We start from the raw sequence: 17,270 nt of genomic DNA on the forward strand, positions 1-17,270 counted from the left end.
TCTGCCCGCAGGGCCCGACGCCTGTGGCGGAACCAGACAAGACGATCGAGGGCCCTGGGGCAAGGCCCATTCGGGTCATGACCGGTCGGTAACCTCGCGCCATGACTCGCGTCCATGCCTTCACCGACGACGCCCTGGGCGAGCACGACGCGGTGGGACTGACCCACGAGCTGCGCCGGGGGCGGGTGGGGATCCCCGAGGTGGTCGAGGCGGCGATCGCCCGGGTCGAGGCGGTCAACGACCAGCTCAACGCGGTGGCGTACGCCGACTTCGACGGCGCCCGGCGCCGCGCGGCCGACCCCCACGGCGGCTTCTTCGCCGGCGTGCCGACGTTCGTGAAGGACAACGTCGACGTGGCGGGCATGCCCAGCCAGCACGGCACCGACGCCTGGCAGCCGCGTCCGCGCCCGCGCGACGGCGACTTCGCCCGGATGTACCTCGCGACGGGTCTGCTGCCGCTCGGCAAGACGCAGCTCTCCGAGTTCGGGTTCAGCGCCAGCGCCGAGCACGCGCGGCTGGGTCCGGTCCGGTGCCCCTGGGACCTGGAGCACACGGCGGGCGCCTCCTCCTCCGGGTCCGCGGCACTCGTCGCGGCCGGTGCGGTCCCGATCGCCCACGCCAACGACGGCGGTGGCTCGATCCGGATCCCCGCCTCGGTCAACGGCCTGGTGGGCCTCAAGCCCACCCGGGGCCGCCTCCCGCAGGACCGGATCATGCGCGAGATGCCCGTGCGGATCATCAGCGACGGCGTCCTGACCCGCAGTGTGCGGGACACGGCGGCCTTTCTGCGTGAGGCCGAGCGGATCTGGCACAACCTGCGGCTCCCCCCGGTCGGCGACGTACGCCGCCCCAGCTCGGCGCGGCTGCGGATCGCCGTGGTGACGGAGGGCATCGGCAAGGCCGCGTCGTCGGAGGTCACCGACCTCACCTGGCAGACCGCCAAGCTGCTCGAGCAGCTCGGCCACGACGTCCGCGGCATCGAGACCCCGGTGCCCTCGACGCTGCGCGACGACTTCCTCCTCTACTGGTCGATGCTCGCCTGGGCGATGGTGCGCTCGGGCCGCCGGACCTTCGGGCGGACCTGGGACCCCGGGCAGCTGGACAACCTGACCCAGGGCCTGGCCGAGCACACCGCCCGCAACCTGCACCGGCTGCCGATCGCGATCGCCCGGCTCAAGCGGGCGCCGCACTGGTCACGGCGCTTCTACCGCGACCACGACGTGGTGCTGACCCCGACGCTGGCGACCCAGACGCCGGAGATCGGGCACCTGTCGCCGACGCGCGACTACGACACGATCCTCGACCGGCTGCTCGACTGGGTGGCGTTCACGCCGCTGCAGAACGTCACCGGCGACCCTGCCATCAGCCTGCCGCTCGCCACCACCTCGGCCGGGCTGCCCCAGGGGATGATGCTGAGCGCCGGCGCCGGCCGCGAGGCGACGCTCCTCGAGCTGGCCTACCAGCTGGAGCAGGCCGCGCCCTGGGCGAGGATCACCGACGGCTGAGTCTCGCCGGCCCGCCCGCTCACGGCGTCAGCGCCGTGACACGAGCAGCGCCTGGTTGGACCGGGCCACGAGCCCCCGCGGGTCGTGCACCGTCGCGGACGCCAGACCCAGGCTGCCGCCGGCGAGGACGGTCTCCGCGTCGAGCAGCAGCCACTCGTCCTCCGGTTCGCGGACCACGTGGACCGTGAGCTCGGTGTTGAGGAATCCCCAGGTGCGCGGGTCGAGGACCGCACTCGCGCCGGAGGCCGAGTCGGCACACGCGAGCAGCCGCTGCACGGGGGAGGTCGGTTGGTCGGCGAACAGATCCGGCGCCCGCATCCACACCACTCCCGGTCCTGGTTCCTCCACCGCGCCCTCGACCCAGCGCCACTCCACGGCGTCGAGGTAGCCGCCCGACCAGCCCTCCGGGCGGGGGTGGTGCCGACCATCCGCGGGTGCGGTGGCCGGTGGTCTGCCCGGGGTGGCCGGGCCGTCGGTCGGCACCCGGGGGAAGAGCCACGCCCGGGCGTGCGCGACAGACCGGGCCGCCTGCTCGTCGTAGAGCTCGGCCGCCACCAGCTGCACCCGGCGGCCCTTGCGCTCGATGCGCGCGCTGACCGACAGGGGGGCGACCGGCACCGGTCCCAGCAGCTCCATCGTGAACCGCCCCACGACGCCGTCCGCGACCCCCTCCACCGCCCACGCGAGCAGGGCCGCGGGAGGCCCACCGTGCTGGGTCTGCGAACCCCAGGGGGAGGCCGTCGACGGCAGCGGTTCCACGCGCGCGCGACCCTCTCCGAAAGCGTCGATCAGGCGGTAGAAAGTGGTGTCCGGAGCCGATTTTTCGAACATGTCCCTCCGTGTGTACAGTTCTCCGTCGTTGCCCCTTTAGCTCAGTCGGCAGAGCGTCTCCATGGTAAGGAGAAGGTCTACGGTTCGATTCCGTAAAGGGGCTCTGGGTTGGGGTACCGGCGCCCACAGGTGCCGGACCACTCCGTCCCGGTGGCGGGGTAGCTCAGGTGGTTAGAGCACACGGCTCATAATCGTGGTGTCGCGGGTTCGAGTCCCGCCCCCGCTACTCAGACAGCAGTACGCCGCAGAACACAGCAGCACCAGACCCGAAGGACTTCCCGTGGCCAGCAAGAGCTCCGACGTTCGCCCCAAGATCACGCTCGCCTGCCAGGAGTGCAAGGAGCGCAACTACATCACCAAGAAGAACCGGCGCAACGATCCCGACCGGATCGAGCTGTCGAAGTTCTGCCCGCGCTGCCGCACGCACACGGTCCACAAGGAGACCCGCTGACGCGGACCCAGACTCACGCCGACGGGCGGTCACCCCAGCGGGGTGGCCGCCCGTCGCGCACTAGGGTGGAGAACATGCCAGTGGACCAGTCCCTCGTCGGCCGCAGCTTCCCGCCGACCGCCCCGCGCGAGGTCACCGAGGACCACGTGCGTGCCTTCGCCGAGGCCACCGGCGGCAGCTACGACGGCGGGCCGGCCCCGGCGACGTACCCGATCGTGCTGGCCTTCGACGCCATGAACGCCTTCCTCGCCGCCGAGGGCATCGACCTGTTCCGGATCGTCCACGGCGAGCAGAAGTTCTCCTACCGCCGACCGGTGGTCCCCGGCGACGAGCTCACCGCGACCCTGACCGTCGCCAGCCTGCGCCAGATCGGCGGTGCCGACATCGTCGGCACCAGCAGCGAGATCACCGACGCCGACGGCGAGCTGGTCTGCACCGCCCACGCCACGCTGGTCCACCGGGGTGAGCAGTCGTGAACCCGGGGGAGAGCCTCGAGCCGCGCGAGTTCGTCGTCACGCGCACCGACCTGGTCCGGTACGCCGAGACCAGCGGCGACCACAACCCGATCCATCAGGACGAGTCGGTGGCGCACTCCGTCGGCCTGCCCGGCGTGATCGCCCACGGGATGTACACCCTGGCCCTCGCCGCGCGCGCCGTGGCTGAGTGGACCGACGGGGCGGAGGTCGTAGACCTCGGCTGCAAGTTCACCAACCCCGTGGTGGTCCCGGGTGAGCACGGCGCCCACGTCAGCGTCGGCGGCACGGTGAAGTCGGTCGAGGACGGGCTGGTGACCATCGCCCTCGAGGTGACCTGCGAGGGACAGAAGGTGCTCGGGATGCCGAGGGCCGTGGTCCGTGGCTGAGCAGCTCCGCGACCACACGACGTTGCGGCTGGGCGGTCCGGCGCGCCACTGGGTCGAGGCCACCACCGAGGACCAGCTGGTCGACGCCGTGCGCCAGGCCGACGAGGCCGACGAGCCCGTGCTGGTGCTCGCCGGGGGCAGCAACGTCGTCGTGGCCGACGACGGGTTCCCCGGCACCGTCGTGCTGGTGGCCACGCGCGGGGTCGTGGCCGACCGCGATCCTGGCGACGACCCGTCGTGCTCGGGGGTGACGGTGACCGTCGCCGCGGGGGAGGACTGGGACGCCTTCGTGGCGCTCGCGGTCGAGCGCGGCTGGACCGGCATCGAGGCGCTCTCGGGGATCCCGGGCTCCGTCGGGGCGACCCCCATCCAGAACGTCGGCGCCTACGGCCAGGAAGTGTCGCAGACCATCGCCCGGGTCCGGGTCTGGGACCGGGTGCTGCAGGGCGTCCGCAGCTTCGCCGCCGCCGACTGCGACTTCGGCTACCGGCACAGCCGGTTCAAGGCCGACCCCGGTCGCCACGTGGTCCTCGACGTCACCTTCCAGTTCCGGGAGGGGACGCTGGGTGCGCCGGTGCGGTACGCCGAGCTGGCGCGCGCCCTCGGCGTGGAGCTGGGGGAGCGGGCCCCGCTGGTCGACGTCCGGGAGGCGGTGCTCGGGCTCCGTCGCGGCAAGGGCATGGTGCTCGACGCCGGTGACCACGACACGTGGAGCGCCGGCTCGTTCTTCACCAACCCCGTGGTCGAGCCGTCCCGGGTGCCCGCGGGGGCGCCCACGTGGCCGGTGGCCGACGGTCGGGTGAAGACCAGCGCCGCGTGGCTGATCGAGCACGCGGGCTTCGAGAAGGGCTACGAGCTCGAGCCGGGCGCGCCGGCATCCCTCTCGTCCAAGCACACCCTGGCGCTGACCAACCGCGGCTCGGCCACCACCGCCGACCTGCTGCGGCTCGCCCGTGAGCTGCGCGACGGGGTGGAGGCGGCGTACGGCATCCGGCTGGTGAACGAACCGGTGCTGGTCGGCTGCGAGCTGTGAGCGACGGGGTCGGCCGCCCTAGGTGGCGGCTCCTGCCCCTGGCGAGCCCGCCAGCCACTCGTCGATGTCGGCCAGTGCCTGCTTGACCAGGTCGGTGGGCGCCCGCGAGGCCCGGAAGGACATCCTCGCCAGCTCGGCGAGCTGCTCGTCGGTCAGCTCGTGGGCGGCCCGCATCGTGGCGTACTGCCCGGCCAGCCGCGAGCCGAAGAGCAGCGGGTCGTCGGCGCCGAGCGCGACGGTGGCGCCCGCGTCGAGCAGCTCCGGCAGCGGGACCGAGGTGAGGTCGGAGTAGACGCCGAGGGCGACGTTGGAGACCGGGCACACCTCCAGGGCGATGCCGGCCGCCACGATCCGGTCCAGCAGCTCCGGGTCCTCCACCGACCGGACGCCGTGGCCGAGCCGGCCTGGGTGCAGCGTGTCGAGGCAGAGCCGCACGTGCTCGGGTCCACGGAGCTCGCCGCCGTGCGGGACGAGCAGCAGGTCAGCGCGCTCGGCGATCGCGAAGGCGGGCCCGAAGTCCGCGGTGGAGCCGCGACGCTCGTCGTTGGAGAGCCCGAACCCGACGACCCCGCGGCCGGCGTACTGCGCGGCCAGCCGCGCCAGGGTGCGGGCGTCGAGCGGGTGCCGGGTCCGGTTGGCGGCGATCACCAGCGCGATGCCGAGGCCGGTCTCGCGTGACGCGTCGTCGACGGCGTCGAGCACCAGGTCCGTGAAGGCGGTGATGCCGCCGAACCGGGCTGCGTAACCGGAGGGGTCGACCTGGATCTCCAGCCAGCGCCCGCCGTCGCGCACGTCGTCCTCGGCCGCCTCCCGGACCAGGCGGCGCACGTCCTCGGGGGTCCGGAGCACCGACCGTGCGACGTCATAGAGCCGCTGGAAGCGGAACCAGCCCTTCTCGTCGGCCGCCGAGAGCCGGGGCGGCCACTCCGACACCAGGGCGTCGGGCAGGTGGATCGCGTCGCGCTCGGCCAGCTCCAGCAAGGTGCCGTGACGCATCGAGCCGGTGAAGTGGAGGTGCAGGTGCGCCTTCGGCAGCGCCGCGAGCGGCCGACGAGTCCTCATGACGACCACCGCGCGCAGTCGGTCACCTCAGGCGAAGAGCTTCTGCAGGCGGGTGATCCCCTCGACGAGGTCGTCGTCCCCCAGGGCGTAGGAGAGGCGGAGGTAGCCGGGGGAGCCGAACGCCTCGCCGGGCACCACGGCCACCTCGACGCGGTCCAGGACGAACTCGGCCAGCTCGGCGGAGGTCGAGAGGCGGACGCCGTCGTGCTCACGCCCCAGCAGGTCCTTGACCGACGGGTAGGCGTAGAACGCGCCCTGCGGCGTCGGGCAGACGACCCCCTCGATCTCGTTGAGCATCGAGACGATGGTCCGACGGCGCCGGTCGAAGGCATCCTTCATCTCGTTGACGGCCGACAGGTCGCCGGACACGGCCGCGATCGCCGCCCGCTGGGCGACGTTGGCGACGTTGGAGGTGGCGTGCGACTGCAGGTTGGTGGCGGCCTTCACGAGGTCGGCCGGGCCGATCATCCAGCCGACGCGCCAGCCGGTCATCGCGTAGGTCTTGGCCACCCCGTTGACGACGACGCAGTGGTCGGCCAGGTCCGGGCACAGCACCGGCAGCGAGCCCGTGTCGACGTCGTCGTAGACGAGGTGCTCGTAGATCTCGTCCGTGAGCACCCACAGCTGGTGGTCCTCGACCCAGCGGCCGATCTCGCGGATCTCGTCGCTGGTGTAGACGGCGCCGGTCGGGTTCGAGGGCGAGACGAAGAGCAGCACCTTGGTCCGCTCGGTGCGCGCGGCCTCGAGCTGGTCGACGGTGACCTTGTAGTCCTGGGTGTCGTCGGCCAGCACCTCCACCGGCACGCCGCCGGCCAACCGGATCGCCTCCGGGTAGGTGGTCCAGTACGGCGCGGGGACGATGACCTCGTCGCCCGGGTCGAGCATCGCGGCGAAGGCGTCGTAGATCGCGTGCTTGCCGCCGTTGGTGACCAGGACCTGGTTGGTCTCGACCTCGTAGCCGCTGTCACGCCGGGTCTTCTCGACGATCGCCTGCTTCAGCTCGGGAAGCCCCCCGGCGGGGGAGTAGCGGTGGTTGCGGGGGTCGCGGCACGCCTCAACCGCGGCCTCGACGACGTAGTCGGGGGTGGGGAAGTCGGGCTCGCCTGCGCCGAACCCGATCACCGGCCGGCCCTCTGCCTTCAGCGCCTTGGCCTTGGCGTCCACCTTCAAGGTCGCCGACTCGGCGATGCTGCCGAGCCGCTGCGAGACGCGACGGTCGCGGGGCGAGGAGGATCCGGTCGTCATGGGGCCATCGTAGGCACGGGAGGCGTTTGGACGCGGGTGAGGATCACCCCGTAGACTCAACCATCGGTGGTTTCTCCCCATGCTTCGGCATGCCCTGACCCGGGTGGCCCCGGGCCGGGAGTGGACACCGTGGAGGGCACTAGCTCAACTGGCAGAGCATCGGTCTCCAAAACCGAAGGTTGGGGGTTCAAGTCCCTCGTGCCCTGCAAGGACCTGACGGTCACCGTGAACGAGACGACACGACACAGGAAGGTGGCGAGATGACGGACAGCCGAGCAGATCGCCGCGAGACCACCGAGGAGCGGACCAGCCCGGTCACGTTCTACCGACAGGTGGTCGCGGAGCTGCGCAAGGTCGTCTGGCCGACGCAGGAGCAGCTGGTCACCTACTTCATCGTGACCCTGGTCTTCGTCACCTTCTTCATGCTGCTGGTCTCGGCCCTCGACCTGGGCTTCAACCGGCTCGTGTTCGAGGTGTTCACCGGCGGTGGCCAGTGACCGAGGCGAACCCGATGGACGACATGACGGAGCAGCAGGTGCCCGAGCAGCACGACGACGTAGACCAGGCCGAGCCGGCCGCGGACGAGGCCGCCGAGGAGACGGCCCCGGAGACCGCTGAGGAGACCCCCGAGGTCGACGAGGCCACCGCCGAGGAGCCGGTCGTCGAGGACGAGCCGGCCGCGCAGAGCGAGGCCGCCGAGGTCGCGGACGAGGAGCCGGCCGCCGAGTCGGGCGAGACCGAGGCCGACGCCGACACCGACGACGACCCGCTGGAGGCCTTCCGTCGCGAGCTGTGGGCCAAGCCGGGTGACTGGTTCGTGGTCCACACCTACTCCGGCATGGAGAAGCGGGTGAAGTCCAACCTCGAGAACCGGATCCACTCGCTCAACATGGAGGACTACATCCACGAGGTCGTGGTCCCCACCGAGGACGTCGCGGAGATCAAGAACGGCCAGCGCAAGATGGTCAACCGGACCCGCTTCGCCGGCTACGTGCTGGTCCGCATGGACCTCACCGACGAGTCCTGGGCAGCGGTCCGGCACACCCCGTCGGTCACCGGCTTCGTGGGCCACGCCCACCAGCCGGTCCCGCTGAGCATGGCCGAGGTCGAGAACTGGCTGGCGCCGACGTTCGCGGCCCCCGAGGCCGAGCCTGCCGCTGCCGGCGGTCAGGCAGCCGAGGGCGCGGTGGCGACGCAGAAGCGCACCGTCGAGGTCGCCGACTTCGACGTGTCCGACTCCGTCATGGTGGTCGACGGCCCGTTCGCCACCCTCCACGCGACGATCACCGAGATCAACGCCGAGTCCCAGCGGGTCAAGGCGCTGGTCGAGATCTTCGGCCGCGAGACGCCCGTCGAGCTCAGCTTCAGCCAGATCCAGAAGGTCTGAGCGGACGGAGCCTGCTCCGGCCCGCTCAGACGGCTGGATTTCGGGATGGAGCAGGACCCGGCCCACAATGGGCCACAGCAACACGGCAACACCAGTGGCAGGGGAGTCCCCCCGTCGTGACCACGAGAGAGAGAAGAAGGATGCCTCCCAAGAAGAAGGTGGCTGCGCTCGTCAAGGTGCAGCTCCAGGCTGGCGCAGCGACTCCGGCTCCGCCGGTGGGTACCGCACTCGGTCCCCACGGCGTGAACATCATGGACTTCTGCAAGGCCTACAACGCCCAGACCGAGTCGATGCGCGGCAACGTGATCCCCGTCGAGATCACGATCTACGAGGACCGCTCGTTCGACTTCATCACCAAGACCCCGCCGGCCGCCGAGCTGATCAAGAAGGCTGCCGGTCTGCAGAAGGGCTCGGGCGTCCCGCACAAGGAGAAGGTCGGCAAGCTGACCAAGGACCAGGTGCGCGAGATCGCCGAGACCAAGATGCCGGACCTCAACGCCAACGACGTCGAGGCCGCCATGAAGATCGTCGAGGGCACTGCCCGCTCCATGGGCGTCACCACCGACTGATCGCACCCTCCTGCACCGTGGCAGGGCCGCGCTGGCCCGACTGACCACACCCTCTTCGAGAAACGAGAACTGACATGCAGCGCAGCAAGACCTACCGCGCCGCGGCCGACCTCTTCGACAAGGACGAGCTGCACGCGCCGCTGGCCGCGATCAAGATCGCCAAGAACGGCTCCCGGAAGAAGTTCGACGAGACCGTCGACGTCGTGATGCGCCTCGGGGTCGACCCCCGCAAGGCCGACCAGATGGTCCGTGGCACCGTCAACCTGCCCCACGGCACCGGCAAGACCGCCCGGGTGCTCGTGTTCGCGAACGCCGACAAGGCCGACGCCGCCCGTGAGGCCGGTGCCGACGTCGTCGGTGGCGACGAGCTGATCGAGAAGGTGGCCGGTGGCTGGCTCGACTTCGACGCCGTCGTCGCCACGCCCGACATGATGGGCAAGGTCGGTCGCCTCGGTCGGGTGCTCGGCCCGCGCGGCCTCATGCCCAACCCGAAGACCGGGACGGTGACCCCCGACCCGGCCAAGGCCGTCTCCGACATCAAGGGCGGCAAGATCGAGTTCCGGGTGGACCGGCACGCCAACCTGCACTTCATCATCGGCAAGGCCTCCTTCTCCGAGGTCCAGCTGGCCGAGAACTACGCGGCCGCCCTCGAGGAGGTGCTGAGGCTCAAGCCTGCCAGCTCCAAGGGCCGCTACATCAAGAAGGTGACCGTCTCGACGACCATGGGCCCCGGCGTCCAGGTCGACCCGAACCGCACCAAGAACGTCGCCTCGGACGACGGCGGGGACACCGCCGCCGAGTGACCCCGACGTCCTCCACGACGGCCCGGCCCGCCCTGTGCGGTGCCGGGCCGTCGTCGTCCCGGCCCCGCGGATTTGGTCCGGCCTCCCGGCCGCCCGTAGAGTGCCGCCCGTAACCAGAGACCGCCGGTGATCCCTCCAGGGATCGAAGGTTCCGCGGACGCGGACGGCCAGCGCAGGTGACAGAGCCGGATCCCCCTGGGGATCGTGACGCCCTGAGCCTGTGCTCAGGGCGTTCGTCGTCTCCGGGGTCAGGTGGTCTCACCAGTCCGGAAGGAGACCCATGGCGCGGGCAGACAAGCAAGCGGCCGTCGCTGAGATCGTTGAGTCCTTCAACGAGGCGACCGGCGCCGTGCTGACCGAGTACCGCGGTCTCACCGTGAAGGAGCTGCAGGACCTGCGGCGCTCTCTCGGTGCGAACGCCAACTACGCCGTGGTCAAGAACACGCTCGCCAAGATCGCCGCCACCGAGGCCGGCATCGACGGCTTCGACGACCTGCTGACCGGCCCGACGGCCATCGCCTTCATCAACGGCGACATCGTCGAGGCGGCGAAGGGTCTGCGTGACTTTGCCAAGGCGAACCCCACCCTGGTCATCAAGGGTGGCGTCCTGGACGGCAAGCCCCTCGACCCGGCCGAGATCGCCAAGCTGGCGGACCTCGAGTCGCGCGAGGTGCTCATGGGCAAGCTGGCCGGCGCGATGCTGGCCTCGCTGACCCAGGCCGTGCAGCTGCTCAACGCCCCGATCTCGCAGGCTGCCCGGCTCGCCGGCGCCCTGCAGAGCGCGGCGGAGCAGGACCCCTCGATCCTCGCAGGTGGTGCGGGCACGCCCGTCGCTGACGCTGCCGAGGAGGCCCCGGCCACCGAGGAGGCCGCCACGGAGGACGACTCCGAGGCGACCGCCGAGGCCGAGGCCGACACCACCGAGGCCTGAGCCCAGGCCGACGTACACCACCTGATTCACAGCACTACTGGAAGGAACAGCCATCATGGCGAAGCTCACCACCGACGAGCTGCTCGACGCGTTCAAGGAGATGACCCTCATTGAGCTGAGCGAGTTCGTGAAGCAGTTCGAGGACACCTTCGGCGTCACCGCCGCCGCCCCGGTCGCCGTCGCGGCTGCCCCGGGCGCCGCTGCTGCCGGCGGCGACGCCGGTGCCGCCGCCGGTGAGGACAAGGACGAGTTCGAGGTCGTCCTGGAGTCCGCCGGCGACAAGAAGATCAACGTCATCAAGGAGGTGCGCGCGCTCACGTCCCTCGGCCTGAAGGAGGCCAAGGACCTCGTCGAGTCCGCCCCCAAGACGGTTCTCGAGAACGCCACCAAGGAGGCGGCCGAGAAGGCGAAGGAGGCCCTCGAGGGCGCCGGCGCCACCGTCACCCTCAAGTGACGACCTGCTGATCGCACGCCAGGGGCGGGCATCCCTCCGGGGATGTCCGCCCCTGTGTGTGAACCGTGTGTTTGAACCCTCTTCCCGCGGGGAAGCATTCGCCGCAGGCCACACGTGACGCGCGGGGGATTCATGCGTAACCTCGCGTCTCGGTCGACGTTGTTACCGACGAGTGGGACGCGCAGGGGGGATGTCGCGACCACATCCGGTGCTGGCAGCGGCACGACCCCGACGGCGATGGAGGGAGACGACAGGTGGGCGTGGAGATCCAGGTCGACGACCTGACGAAGTCCTTCGGCAAGCAGCTGATCTGGGGCGACGTCACCCTCACCATCCCGGCCGGCGAGATCTGCGTCATGCTCGGTCCCTCCGGCACCGGCAAGTCGGTCTTCCTCAAGACCCTCATCGGTCTGCTCAAGCCCGACCGTGGCTCGATCGTCATCGAGGGCACCGACATCGCCACCTGCTCCGAGAAGGAGCTCTACGAGATCCGCAAGCTGTTCGGTGTGCTGTTCCAGGACGGCGCGATGTTCGGCTCGATGAACCTCTACGACAACGTCGCCTTCCCGCTGCGGGAGCACACCAAGAAGTCCGAGTCCGAGATCCGCGACATCGTCATGGAGAAGATGGACCTCGTCGGCCTCCTCGGCGCCGAGGACAAGCTGCCCGGCGAGATCTCCGGCGGCATGCGGAAGCGAGCGGGTCTGGCCAGGGCGCTGGTCCTCGACCCCGAGATCGTGCTCTTCGACGAGCCCGACTCCGGTCTCGACCCCGTCCGCACGGCCTTCCTCAACCAGCTGATCGTCGACCTCAACGCCCAGATCGACGCGACGTTCCTCATCGTCACCCACGACATCAACACCGCCCGGACCGTCCCGGACAACATCGGCCTCCTCTACCACCGCCACCTGGCGATGTTCGGTCCGCGCGAGATGCTGCTGTCATCCGAGGAGCCGGTGGTCCGGCAGTTCCTCAACGCCCAGAAGGTGGGCCCGATCGGCATGTCGGAGGAGAAGGACGCCGACGAGCTCGAGGCCGAGAAGGACCAGGACCTCCCGCCGCTGCCGCCGATCCCGCACCAGCTCGAGCCCTCCAACGGCATCCCGCGACGTAGCCAGCGCGAGCCGGGCTCGTGGTGCCGTGAGAACGGCGTGACCCCGCCCCCGGGGTCCTTCGAGGAGAACATGTCCATGGCCACGGGTGGCTGATCGATGGCCTCCCTGACCGCCTCGCGGGCGCTGGCGCCCATCGGGACCGCCGGCAAGCTCTTCGCCTTCGGCCTCGACGTCGGCCGCAACCTGTTCCGCCGGCCCTTCCAGCTCCGGGAGTTCCTGCAGCAGGCGTGGTTCATCGCCTCGGTGACGATCATCCCCACCGCCCTCGTCGCCATCCCCTTCGGTGCCGTCATCGCGCTGCAGGTCGGCGGGCTGATCAAGCAGTTCGGTGCCCAGTCGTTCACGGGCTCCGCGTCGGTCCTCGCCGTGGTCCAGCAGGCGGCCCCCATCGGGACCGCGCTGCTGATCGCCGGCGCCGGCGGATCGGCGATCGCCGCCGACCTCGGTGCCCGCAAGATCCGCGAGGAGCTGGACGCGATGATGGTGCTGGGCATCGACCCCATCCAGCGCCTCGTCGTCCCGCGGGTGCTGGCCTGCATGCTGGTCGCCTTCTTCCTCAACGGCATGGTGAGCGTGGTCGGAGTCGCCGGTGGCTACGTCTTCAACGTCGTCCTCCAGGACGGCACCCCTGGTGCCTACCTCGCCAGCTTCACCGCGCTCGCGCAGCTGCCCGATCTCTGGATCGGCCTCATCAAGGCGCTGATCTTCGGCCTGATCGCCGCCATCGTCGCCTCCTACAAGGGCATGAACGCCGCCGGCGGACCCAAGGGCGTGGGTGACGCGGTCAACGAGTCCGTGGTCATCACGTTCCTGCTCCTGTTCATCGTCAACTTCGTCCTGAGCACGATCTACCTGCAGGTCGTGCCCCCGAAGACGGGCTGAGTCGATGGCGAACCTCAAGAGCACGGCCCAGAAGCCGCTGAACTCGCTCGACGACCTCGGCGAGCAGCTGTCGTTCTACATCGGCGTCGTCGCGGCCACGCCGCGCGCGGTGTCCCACTACCCCCGGGAGATCCTCCGGATCCTCGCCGAGGTGACGCTGGGCCGCGGGGCGCTGGCCGTCATCGGCGGCACCGTCGGCGTCATCCTCGGGATGACGTTCTTCACCGGGGCCCAGGTCGGGCTCTCCGGGTACGCCGCCCTCAACCAGCTCGGCACGGCGGCCTTCTCCGGCTTCGTGTCCGCCTACTTCAACACCCGCGAGATCGCACCCCTCGTGGCCGGCATCGCCCTGGCCGCCACGGTGGGGTGCGGCTTCACCGCGCAGCTGGGTGCGATGCGGATCTCCGAGGAGGTCGACGCGCTCGAGGTGATGGCGATCCCGTCGATGCCCTTCCTCGTCGCGACCCGGGTCGTGGGCGGCCTGATCGCGATCATCCCCCTCTACGTCGTGGGCCTGCTCTCGTCGTACTTCGCCAGTCGCGTGGTGGTCACGCAGTTCTACGGTCAGTCGGCCGGGACCTATGACCACTACTTCAACACCTTCCTGCCTCCAGGAGACGTGCTGTGGTCCTTCGGCAAGGTTCTGGTCTTCGCCGTCACCGTGATCCTCATCCACTGCTACCACGGCTACAACGCCAGCGGTGGGCCAGCCGGCGTGGGTGTGGCCGTCGGACGTGCGGTGCGGACCAGCATCGTGGCGGTGAACGTGCTCGACCTGTTCCTGTCGATGGCGATCTGGGGCACCACGACCACCGTCAGGTTGGCGGGGTGATCACGACATGAGACTCGCCGCCGTGCCCCACAAGGTGCTGGGGATCCTCTTCATCTGCCTGCTGCTGCTGGGTGTCTGGTTCACCTACGCCATCTTCAACAAGACCTTCGCCGACTACGACGAGGTGACGCTGCAGACCAGCAAGATCGGTCTGCAGCTGCCCGAGCGCGCGGACGTCAAGGTGCGGGGCGTCATCGTCGGCGAGGTCCTCGACTTCGAGCCGAACGCCGACGGCGCCGAGCTCACCCTCGGTCTCTACCCCGGCGAGATCGACCAGGTGCCCGCCGACGTGACCGGATCGATCATCCCCAAGACGCTCTTCGGCGAGAAGTACGTCTCCCTCGAGATCCCGGAGGGGAGCACCCCCAGCAGCAGCGAGTCGCTGCAAGTCGGCCAGAACATCGACCGCACCGAGGTCTCGATCGAGGTCGAGAAGGTCCTCTCCGAGCTCTACCCCTTGCTCCGCACGGTCCAGCCGGCCGAGCTCAACATGACCCTCAACGCGATCGCCACCGCGCTCGAGGGACGCGGTGAGATCCTCGGTGAGAACCTCGAGACGCTCGACAGCTACCTTAAGCGGCTCAACCCGCAGATCCCGCTGATCGTGGAGGACCTCCGGATGACCGCCGAGGTCTCCGACCTCTACGCCGACGTGATGCCCGAGATCGCCGCGATCCTGCGCAACAGCATCACGACGACGGGCACGTTCGAGGACCAGGACGAGAAGGTCCGGGCGCTCTACCAGGACGTCGGGGCCTTCTCCGCCACCTCGCGCGAGTTCCTCGACGAGAACGGCGACAACCTGATCCGGCTCGCCGACCTCGGCTCGCAGCAGCTGCGCACGTTCGCCAAGTACGCGCCGGGCTACCCCTGCCTGCTCAAGGGCATCGTCAACGCCGGCCCGTTGCAGGCGGAGGCCTTCCGCGGGTTCATGCTCCACATCGTGCTCGAGACGCTGCCCAACCAGCCGCGCGGCTACAACTCCAAGGACACCCCGCGCTTCGGTGAGGACCGTGGGCCGAGCTGCCTGCAGCTGCCCAACCCGCCGTGGTCCCAGAACAACCCGGTGCGCCACCAGCCCGACTTCGACGACGGCGTCGACGAGCCCACCGGCAAGGGCACCAGCCGGGTCGCCCCCGGCTGGAGCAGCGGCGCGGGCTACGCCGGCAGCACGTCCGAGGCGATGCTGCTGAAGTCGTTGCTGGCTCCGTCGATGGGCGTGGCCGCCGAGGACGTCTCCGACCTGGGCGTGCTGCTCGTCGCCCCCATGGCCCGCGGGGCGGAGGTGAGCCTGCGATGACCGGACTCGACGCGAAGACGATGGGCTCGCTGGTCAGGCTGCTCATCTTCATCCTGGTCACCACGCTCGCCACGGGTGTGCTGATCGTGACCATCGGCAACGTCTCCTTTGGTGGCACCAAGGAGTACAAGGCGGAGTTCGTCGACGCCACCGGCGTCGTGCCGGGCGACGACATCCGCATCGCCGGCGTGAAGGTCGGGGCCGTGGAGGAGGTCGAGATCGTCGACCGCACCCGGGCCCTGGTTACTTTCGCCGTCGACGAGGAAACCACGCTGAGCCGGGCCACCCACGCGGCGATCCGCTACCGCAACCTGGTGGGACAGCGCTACATCTCCCTCAGCGAGACCATCGGTGACACCTCCGCGATGGAGGAGGGGTCGACCATCCCGGTGGGGCAGACCTCGCCGGCGCTCGACCTCACCGTGCTGTTCAACGGCTTCAAGCCGCTCTTCCAGGCGCTCTCGCCCGAGGACCTCAACCAGCTGTCCTACGAGATCATCCAGGTCTTCCAGGGTGAGGGCGGGACGTTCGAGGGGTTGCTGGCGAGCACCGCCTCGGTCACGCAGACCCTGGCCGACCGTGACCAGGTCATCTCCGACCTGATCGACAACCTCAACGAGGTGCTGGCCAACGTCGGCGCCCGCGACGAGCAGCTGTCCGAGCTGATCGTGTCCTTCCGCACCTTCATCGGCGGGCTCAAGGACGACCGGCAGGCGATCCTCGGCTCGCTGGAGGAGATCTCCGCGCTGTCGGTGGAGACGGCGGGCATGGTCAAGGGCATCCGCAAGCCGTTCGTCGAGGACATCGCCCAGCTGCGGCGGCTGGCCGGCAACATCGACCGCAACAAGGCCGAGCTCGACCGGGCCCTGCAGGTGCTGCCGATCAAGCTGACCAAGGTGGGACGGACCGCGATCTACGGCTCCTTCTTCAACTTCTACCTCTGCGAGTTCACCGGCAGCGTCCGGGTGCCCGGCGTCGGCCCGCTCGACGTCAACTACCCGGCCGCCGGGACCAAGGTCGCCGACAGGTGTGATCTCTGATGAGCATCCCGTTCCGTGAGCGCAACCCCGTGGTGGTCGGCGCGATCAGCCTCGCCGTGATCGTCGCCCTCATCGCGATGGCCTTCAAGGCGTCCTCGCTGCCGGTCATCGGCGGCGGCGACGTCTACCACGCCGCCTTCAGCGAGGCCGGCGGCCTCAAGGAGGGCGACGAGGTCCGGATCGCCGGCGTCCGCGTCGGCAAGGTCGAGGAGGTCGCCCTGGCGGGTGACCACGTCCGGGTCTCCTTCCGCGTCGACCAGGACGCCGACTTCGGGCAGGAGACCAACGCCGCCATCAAGGTCAAGACCGTGCTCGGCGCCATGTTCCTGGCCCTCGAGCCCGCGGGCGACGGCCAGATGAACGAGGGGAGCGAGATCCCGGTCGAGCGGACCACCTCGCCCTTCGACACCGTCGAGGCCTTCACCGGCCTGGCCGAGACGTCGGAGGCGATCGACACCGACCAGCTGGCCGAGTCGCTCACGACGATGGCCGACCTGAGCCGCAACACGCCGGAGGAGTTCCGCGAGGCACTCAAGGGTGTCTCGGCGCTGTCGGCCAACGTGGCGGAGAAGAACGAGCAGATCGGCACCCTGCTGCAGAACCTGGAGAAGGTCTCGACCGTGCTCGACGAGCGCGACGAGGACATCATCGCCCTGATGCGCGATGCCGACGTCCTCTTCCGCGCGCTCGTCGCCCGACGCGACGCGGTCCACGACCTGCTGGTGGCGACCTCGGAGCTCTCGCGCGAGCTCACCGCCCTGGTGCGTCAGAGCCGCGAGGACCTCCGGCCCGCCCTCACCAAGCTCGAGAGCGTGGTGCAGGTGCTCAACAAGAACGAGGACAACATCGACAACAGCCTGCGGCTGATGGCGCCGTTCTACCGGGTGTTCGCCAACACCCTCGGCAACGGCCCCTGGTTCGACACCTACATCCAGAACATGCCCCCGGTGCCGCAGGTGGGGGGCTGA

At 69.9% G+C, this 17,270-nt stretch carries 20 protein-coding genes and 3 tRNA genes; 20 read left to right on the forward strand and 3 right to left on the reverse strand.

Annotated features, from left to right (window positions below; translation table 11 throughout):
• Nucleotides 1–101: 101 nt before the first annotated feature.
• A complete protein-coding gene (locus K6T13_RS02140) occupies nucleotides 102–1,505 on the forward strand; it encodes an amidase (protein ID WP_222896541.1) in 1,404 nt (467 codons plus the stop codon).
• Nucleotides 1,506–1,532: 27 nt separating this feature from the next.
• Here the strand turns inward: K6T13_RS02140 and K6T13_RS02145 are convergent, their stop codons facing one another.
• Nucleotides 1,533–2,264, reverse strand: coding sequence for a thioesterase family protein (locus K6T13_RS02145; protein WP_222896542.1), 732 nt, complete (start codon nucleotides 2,262–2,264; stop codon nucleotides 1,533–1,535).
• 102 nt (nucleotides 2,265–2,366) lie between these two features.
• Here K6T13_RS02145 and K6T13_RS02150 point away from each other — a divergent pair.
• The 6 genes from K6T13_RS02150 to K6T13_RS02175 all read left to right on the forward strand — a co-directional run bounded on the left by K6T13_RS02150 (nucleotide 2,367) and on the right by K6T13_RS02175 (nucleotide 4,682).
• A tRNA-Thr gene (locus tag K6T13_RS02150) sits at nucleotides 2,367–2,439 on the forward strand.
• Nucleotides 2,440–2,488: 49 nt separating this feature from the next.
• A tRNA-Met gene (locus K6T13_RS02155) sits at nucleotides 2,489–2,562 on the forward strand.
• A gap of 54 nt (nucleotides 2,563–2,616) precedes the next feature.
• Nucleotides 2,617–2,787, forward strand: a complete 171-nt coding sequence (gene rpmG, locus K6T13_RS02160) for a 50S ribosomal protein L33 (RefSeq protein ID WP_222896543.1) — start codon at nucleotides 2,617–2,619, stop codon at nucleotides 2,785–2,787.
• Nucleotides 2,788–2,861: 74 nt separating this feature from the next.
• Nucleotides 2,862–3,263, forward strand: coding sequence for an FAS1-like dehydratase domain-containing protein (locus K6T13_RS02165; protein ID WP_222896544.1), 402 nt, complete (start codon nucleotides 2,862–2,864; stop codon nucleotides 3,261–3,263).
• Nucleotides 3,260–3,649: a MaoC/PaaZ C-terminal domain-containing protein gene (locus tag K6T13_RS02170; protein WP_222896545.1), complete on the forward strand. Its 390-nt coding sequence runs from the start codon at nucleotides 3,260–3,262 to the stop codon at nucleotides 3,647–3,649. Before K6T13_RS02165 ends, K6T13_RS02170 begins: the two co-directional genes overlap by 4 nt.
• The gene (locus K6T13_RS02175) at nucleotides 3,642–4,682 is read left to right on the forward strand and encodes a UDP-N-acetylmuramate dehydrogenase (RefSeq protein WP_222896546.1); all 1,041 of its coding nucleotides are present in this window, start codon (nucleotides 3,642–3,644) and stop codon (nucleotides 4,680–4,682) included. Before K6T13_RS02170 ends, K6T13_RS02175 begins: the two co-directional genes overlap by 8 nt.
• Nucleotides 4,683–4,700: 18 nt before the next feature.
• On the opposite strand, the gene K6T13_RS02180 is transcribed toward K6T13_RS02175, so the two are convergent.
• The gene (locus K6T13_RS02180; protein ID WP_222896547.1) at nucleotides 4,701–5,744 is read right to left on the reverse strand and encodes an adenosine deaminase; all 1,044 of its coding nucleotides are present in this window, start codon (nucleotides 5,742–5,744) and stop codon (nucleotides 4,701–4,703) included.
• Between the two features lie 27 nt (nucleotides 5,745–5,771).
• A complete protein-coding gene (locus tag K6T13_RS02185; RefSeq protein ID WP_222896548.1) occupies nucleotides 5,772–6,989 on the reverse strand; it encodes a pyridoxal phosphate-dependent aminotransferase in 1,218 nt (405 codons plus the stop codon).
• A 133-nt stretch (nucleotides 6,990–7,122) separates the two neighbouring features.
• Here K6T13_RS02185 and K6T13_RS02190 point away from each other — a divergent pair.
• From K6T13_RS02190 to K6T13_RS02250, 13 genes are all read left to right on the forward strand, one after another.
• Nucleotides 7,123–7,195: transfer RNA gene (locus K6T13_RS02190), tRNA-Trp, on the forward strand.
• 54 nt (nucleotides 7,196–7,249) lie between these two features.
• Nucleotides 7,250–7,486 carry a preprotein translocase subunit SecE gene (gene secE, locus K6T13_RS02195; RefSeq protein ID WP_222896549.1) on the forward strand — a complete coding sequence of 79 codons (237 nt, stop codon included), beginning with the start codon at nucleotides 7,250–7,252 and terminating at the stop codon, nucleotides 7,484–7,486.
• Nucleotides 7,487–7,500: 14 nt separating this feature from the next.
• Nucleotides 7,501–8,376 carry a transcription termination/antitermination protein NusG gene (nusG, locus tag K6T13_RS02200; RefSeq protein ID WP_222896550.1) on the forward strand — a complete coding sequence of 292 codons (876 nt, stop codon included), beginning with the start codon at nucleotides 7,501–7,503 and terminating at the stop codon, nucleotides 8,374–8,376.
• 140 nt (nucleotides 8,377–8,516) lie between these two features.
• On the forward strand, nucleotides 8,517–8,945 hold the full coding sequence (gene rplK / locus K6T13_RS02205; protein ID WP_222896551.1) for a 50S ribosomal protein L11: 429 nt from the start codon (nucleotides 8,517–8,519) through the stop codon (nucleotides 8,943–8,945).
• A 74-nt stretch (nucleotides 8,946–9,019) separates the two neighbouring features.
• On the forward strand, nucleotides 9,020–9,748 hold the full coding sequence (rplA, locus tag K6T13_RS02210; RefSeq protein ID WP_222896552.1) for a 50S ribosomal protein L1: 729 nt from the start codon (nucleotides 9,020–9,022) through the stop codon (nucleotides 9,746–9,748).
• A gap of 280 nt (nucleotides 9,749–10,028) precedes the next feature.
• The gene (rplJ, locus tag K6T13_RS02215) at nucleotides 10,029–10,679 is read left to right on the forward strand and encodes a 50S ribosomal protein L10 (protein WP_222896553.1); all 651 of its coding nucleotides are present in this window, start codon (nucleotides 10,029–10,031) and stop codon (nucleotides 10,677–10,679) included.
• Nucleotides 10,680–10,734: 55 nt separating this feature from the next.
• Nucleotides 10,735–11,133 carry a 50S ribosomal protein L7/L12 gene (gene rplL, locus K6T13_RS02220; protein WP_222896554.1) on the forward strand — a complete coding sequence of 133 codons (399 nt, stop codon included), beginning with the start codon at nucleotides 10,735–10,737 and terminating at the stop codon, nucleotides 11,131–11,133.
• Nucleotides 11,134–11,387: 254 nt separating this feature from the next.
• A complete protein-coding gene (locus K6T13_RS02225; RefSeq protein ID WP_222896555.1) occupies nucleotides 11,388–12,341 on the forward strand; it encodes an ABC transporter ATP-binding protein in 954 nt (317 codons plus the stop codon).
• Between the two features lie 3 nt (nucleotides 12,342–12,344).
• Nucleotides 12,345–13,130 carry an MlaE family ABC transporter permease gene (locus K6T13_RS02230; RefSeq protein WP_222896556.1) on the forward strand — a complete coding sequence of 262 codons (786 nt, stop codon included), beginning with the start codon at nucleotides 12,345–12,347 and terminating at the stop codon, nucleotides 13,128–13,130.
• Nucleotides 13,131–13,134: 4 nt separating this feature from the next.
• Nucleotides 13,135–13,962 (forward strand): MlaE family ABC transporter permease, encoded by an 828-nt coding sequence (locus K6T13_RS02235; RefSeq protein WP_222896557.1) that lies wholly within the window; start codon nucleotides 13,135–13,137, stop codon nucleotides 13,960–13,962.
• Between the two features lie 7 nt (nucleotides 13,963–13,969).
• Nucleotides 13,970–15,262, forward strand: coding sequence for an MCE family protein (locus K6T13_RS02240; RefSeq protein ID WP_222896558.1), 1,293 nt, complete (start codon nucleotides 13,970–13,972; stop codon nucleotides 15,260–15,262).
• Complete coding sequence (locus K6T13_RS02245) at nucleotides 15,259–16,302, forward strand: MCE family protein (protein WP_222896559.1); 1,044 nt, start codon at nucleotides 15,259–15,261, stop codon at nucleotides 16,300–16,302. Before K6T13_RS02240 ends, K6T13_RS02245 begins: the two co-directional genes overlap by 4 nt.
• Nucleotides 16,302–17,270, forward strand: a complete 969-nt coding sequence (locus tag K6T13_RS02250; RefSeq protein WP_222896560.1) for an MCE family protein — start codon at nucleotides 16,302–16,304, stop codon at nucleotides 17,268–17,270. The genes K6T13_RS02245 and K6T13_RS02250 overlap by 1 nt, the downstream gene beginning before the upstream one ends.

It is taken from the genome of Nocardioides coralli, from assembly GCF_019880385.1.
GTDB classification, from domain to species: domain Bacteria; phylum Actinomycetota; class Actinomycetes; order Propionibacteriales; family Nocardioidaceae; genus Nocardioides; species Nocardioides coralli.

What these genes read in the sequence shown, in the direction of transcription:
- K6T13_RS02140 (WP_222896541.1), top strand. Translation starts at nt 102, where the DNA reads ATGACTCGCGTCCATGCCTTCACCGACGACGCCCTGGGCGAGCACGAC.
- K6T13_RS02165 (WP_222896544.1), top strand. Translation starts at nt 2,862, where the DNA reads ATGCCAGTGGACCAGTCCCTCGTCGGCCGCAGCTTCCCGCCGACCGCC.
- K6T13_RS02180 (WP_222896547.1), bottom strand. Translation starts at nt 5,744, where the DNA reads ATGAGGACTCGTCGGCCGCTCGCGGCGCTGCCGAAGGCGCACCTGCAC.
- K6T13_RS02185 (WP_222896548.1), bottom strand. Translation starts at nt 6,989, where the DNA reads ATGACGACCGGATCCTCCTCGCCCCGCGACCGTCGCGTCTCGCAGCGG.
- secE (WP_222896549.1), top strand. Translation starts at nt 7,250, where the DNA reads ATGACGGACAGCCGAGCAGATCGCCGCGAGACCACCGAGGAGCGGACC.
- nusG (WP_222896550.1), top strand. Translation starts at nt 7,501, where the DNA reads ATGGACGACATGACGGAGCAGCAGGTGCCCGAGCAGCACGACGACGTA.
- rplK (WP_222896551.1), top strand. Translation starts at nt 8,517, where the DNA reads ATGCCTCCCAAGAAGAAGGTGGCTGCGCTCGTCAAGGTGCAGCTCCAG.
- rplA (WP_222896552.1), top strand. Translation starts at nt 9,020, where the DNA reads ATGCAGCGCAGCAAGACCTACCGCGCCGCGGCCGACCTCTTCGACAAG.
- rplJ (WP_222896553.1), top strand. Translation starts at nt 10,029, where the DNA reads ATGGCGCGGGCAGACAAGCAAGCGGCCGTCGCTGAGATCGTTGAGTCC.
- rplL (WP_222896554.1), top strand. Translation starts at nt 10,735, where the DNA reads ATGGCGAAGCTCACCACCGACGAGCTGCTCGACGCGTTCAAGGAGATG.
- K6T13_RS02230 (WP_222896556.1), top strand. Translation starts at nt 12,345, where the DNA reads ATGGCCTCCCTGACCGCCTCGCGGGCGCTGGCGCCCATCGGGACCGCC.
- K6T13_RS02235 (WP_222896557.1), top strand. Translation starts at nt 13,135, where the DNA reads ATGGCGAACCTCAAGAGCACGGCCCAGAAGCCGCTGAACTCGCTCGAC.
- K6T13_RS02240 (WP_222896558.1), top strand. Translation starts at nt 13,970, where the DNA reads ATGAGACTCGCCGCCGTGCCCCACAAGGTGCTGGGGATCCTCTTCATC.
- K6T13_RS02245 (WP_222896559.1), top strand. Translation starts at nt 15,259, where the DNA reads ATGACCGGACTCGACGCGAAGACGATGGGCTCGCTGGTCAGGCTGCTC.
- K6T13_RS02250 (WP_222896560.1), top strand. Translation starts at nt 16,302, where the DNA reads ATGAGCATCCCGTTCCGTGAGCGCAACCCCGTGGTGGTCGGCGCGATC.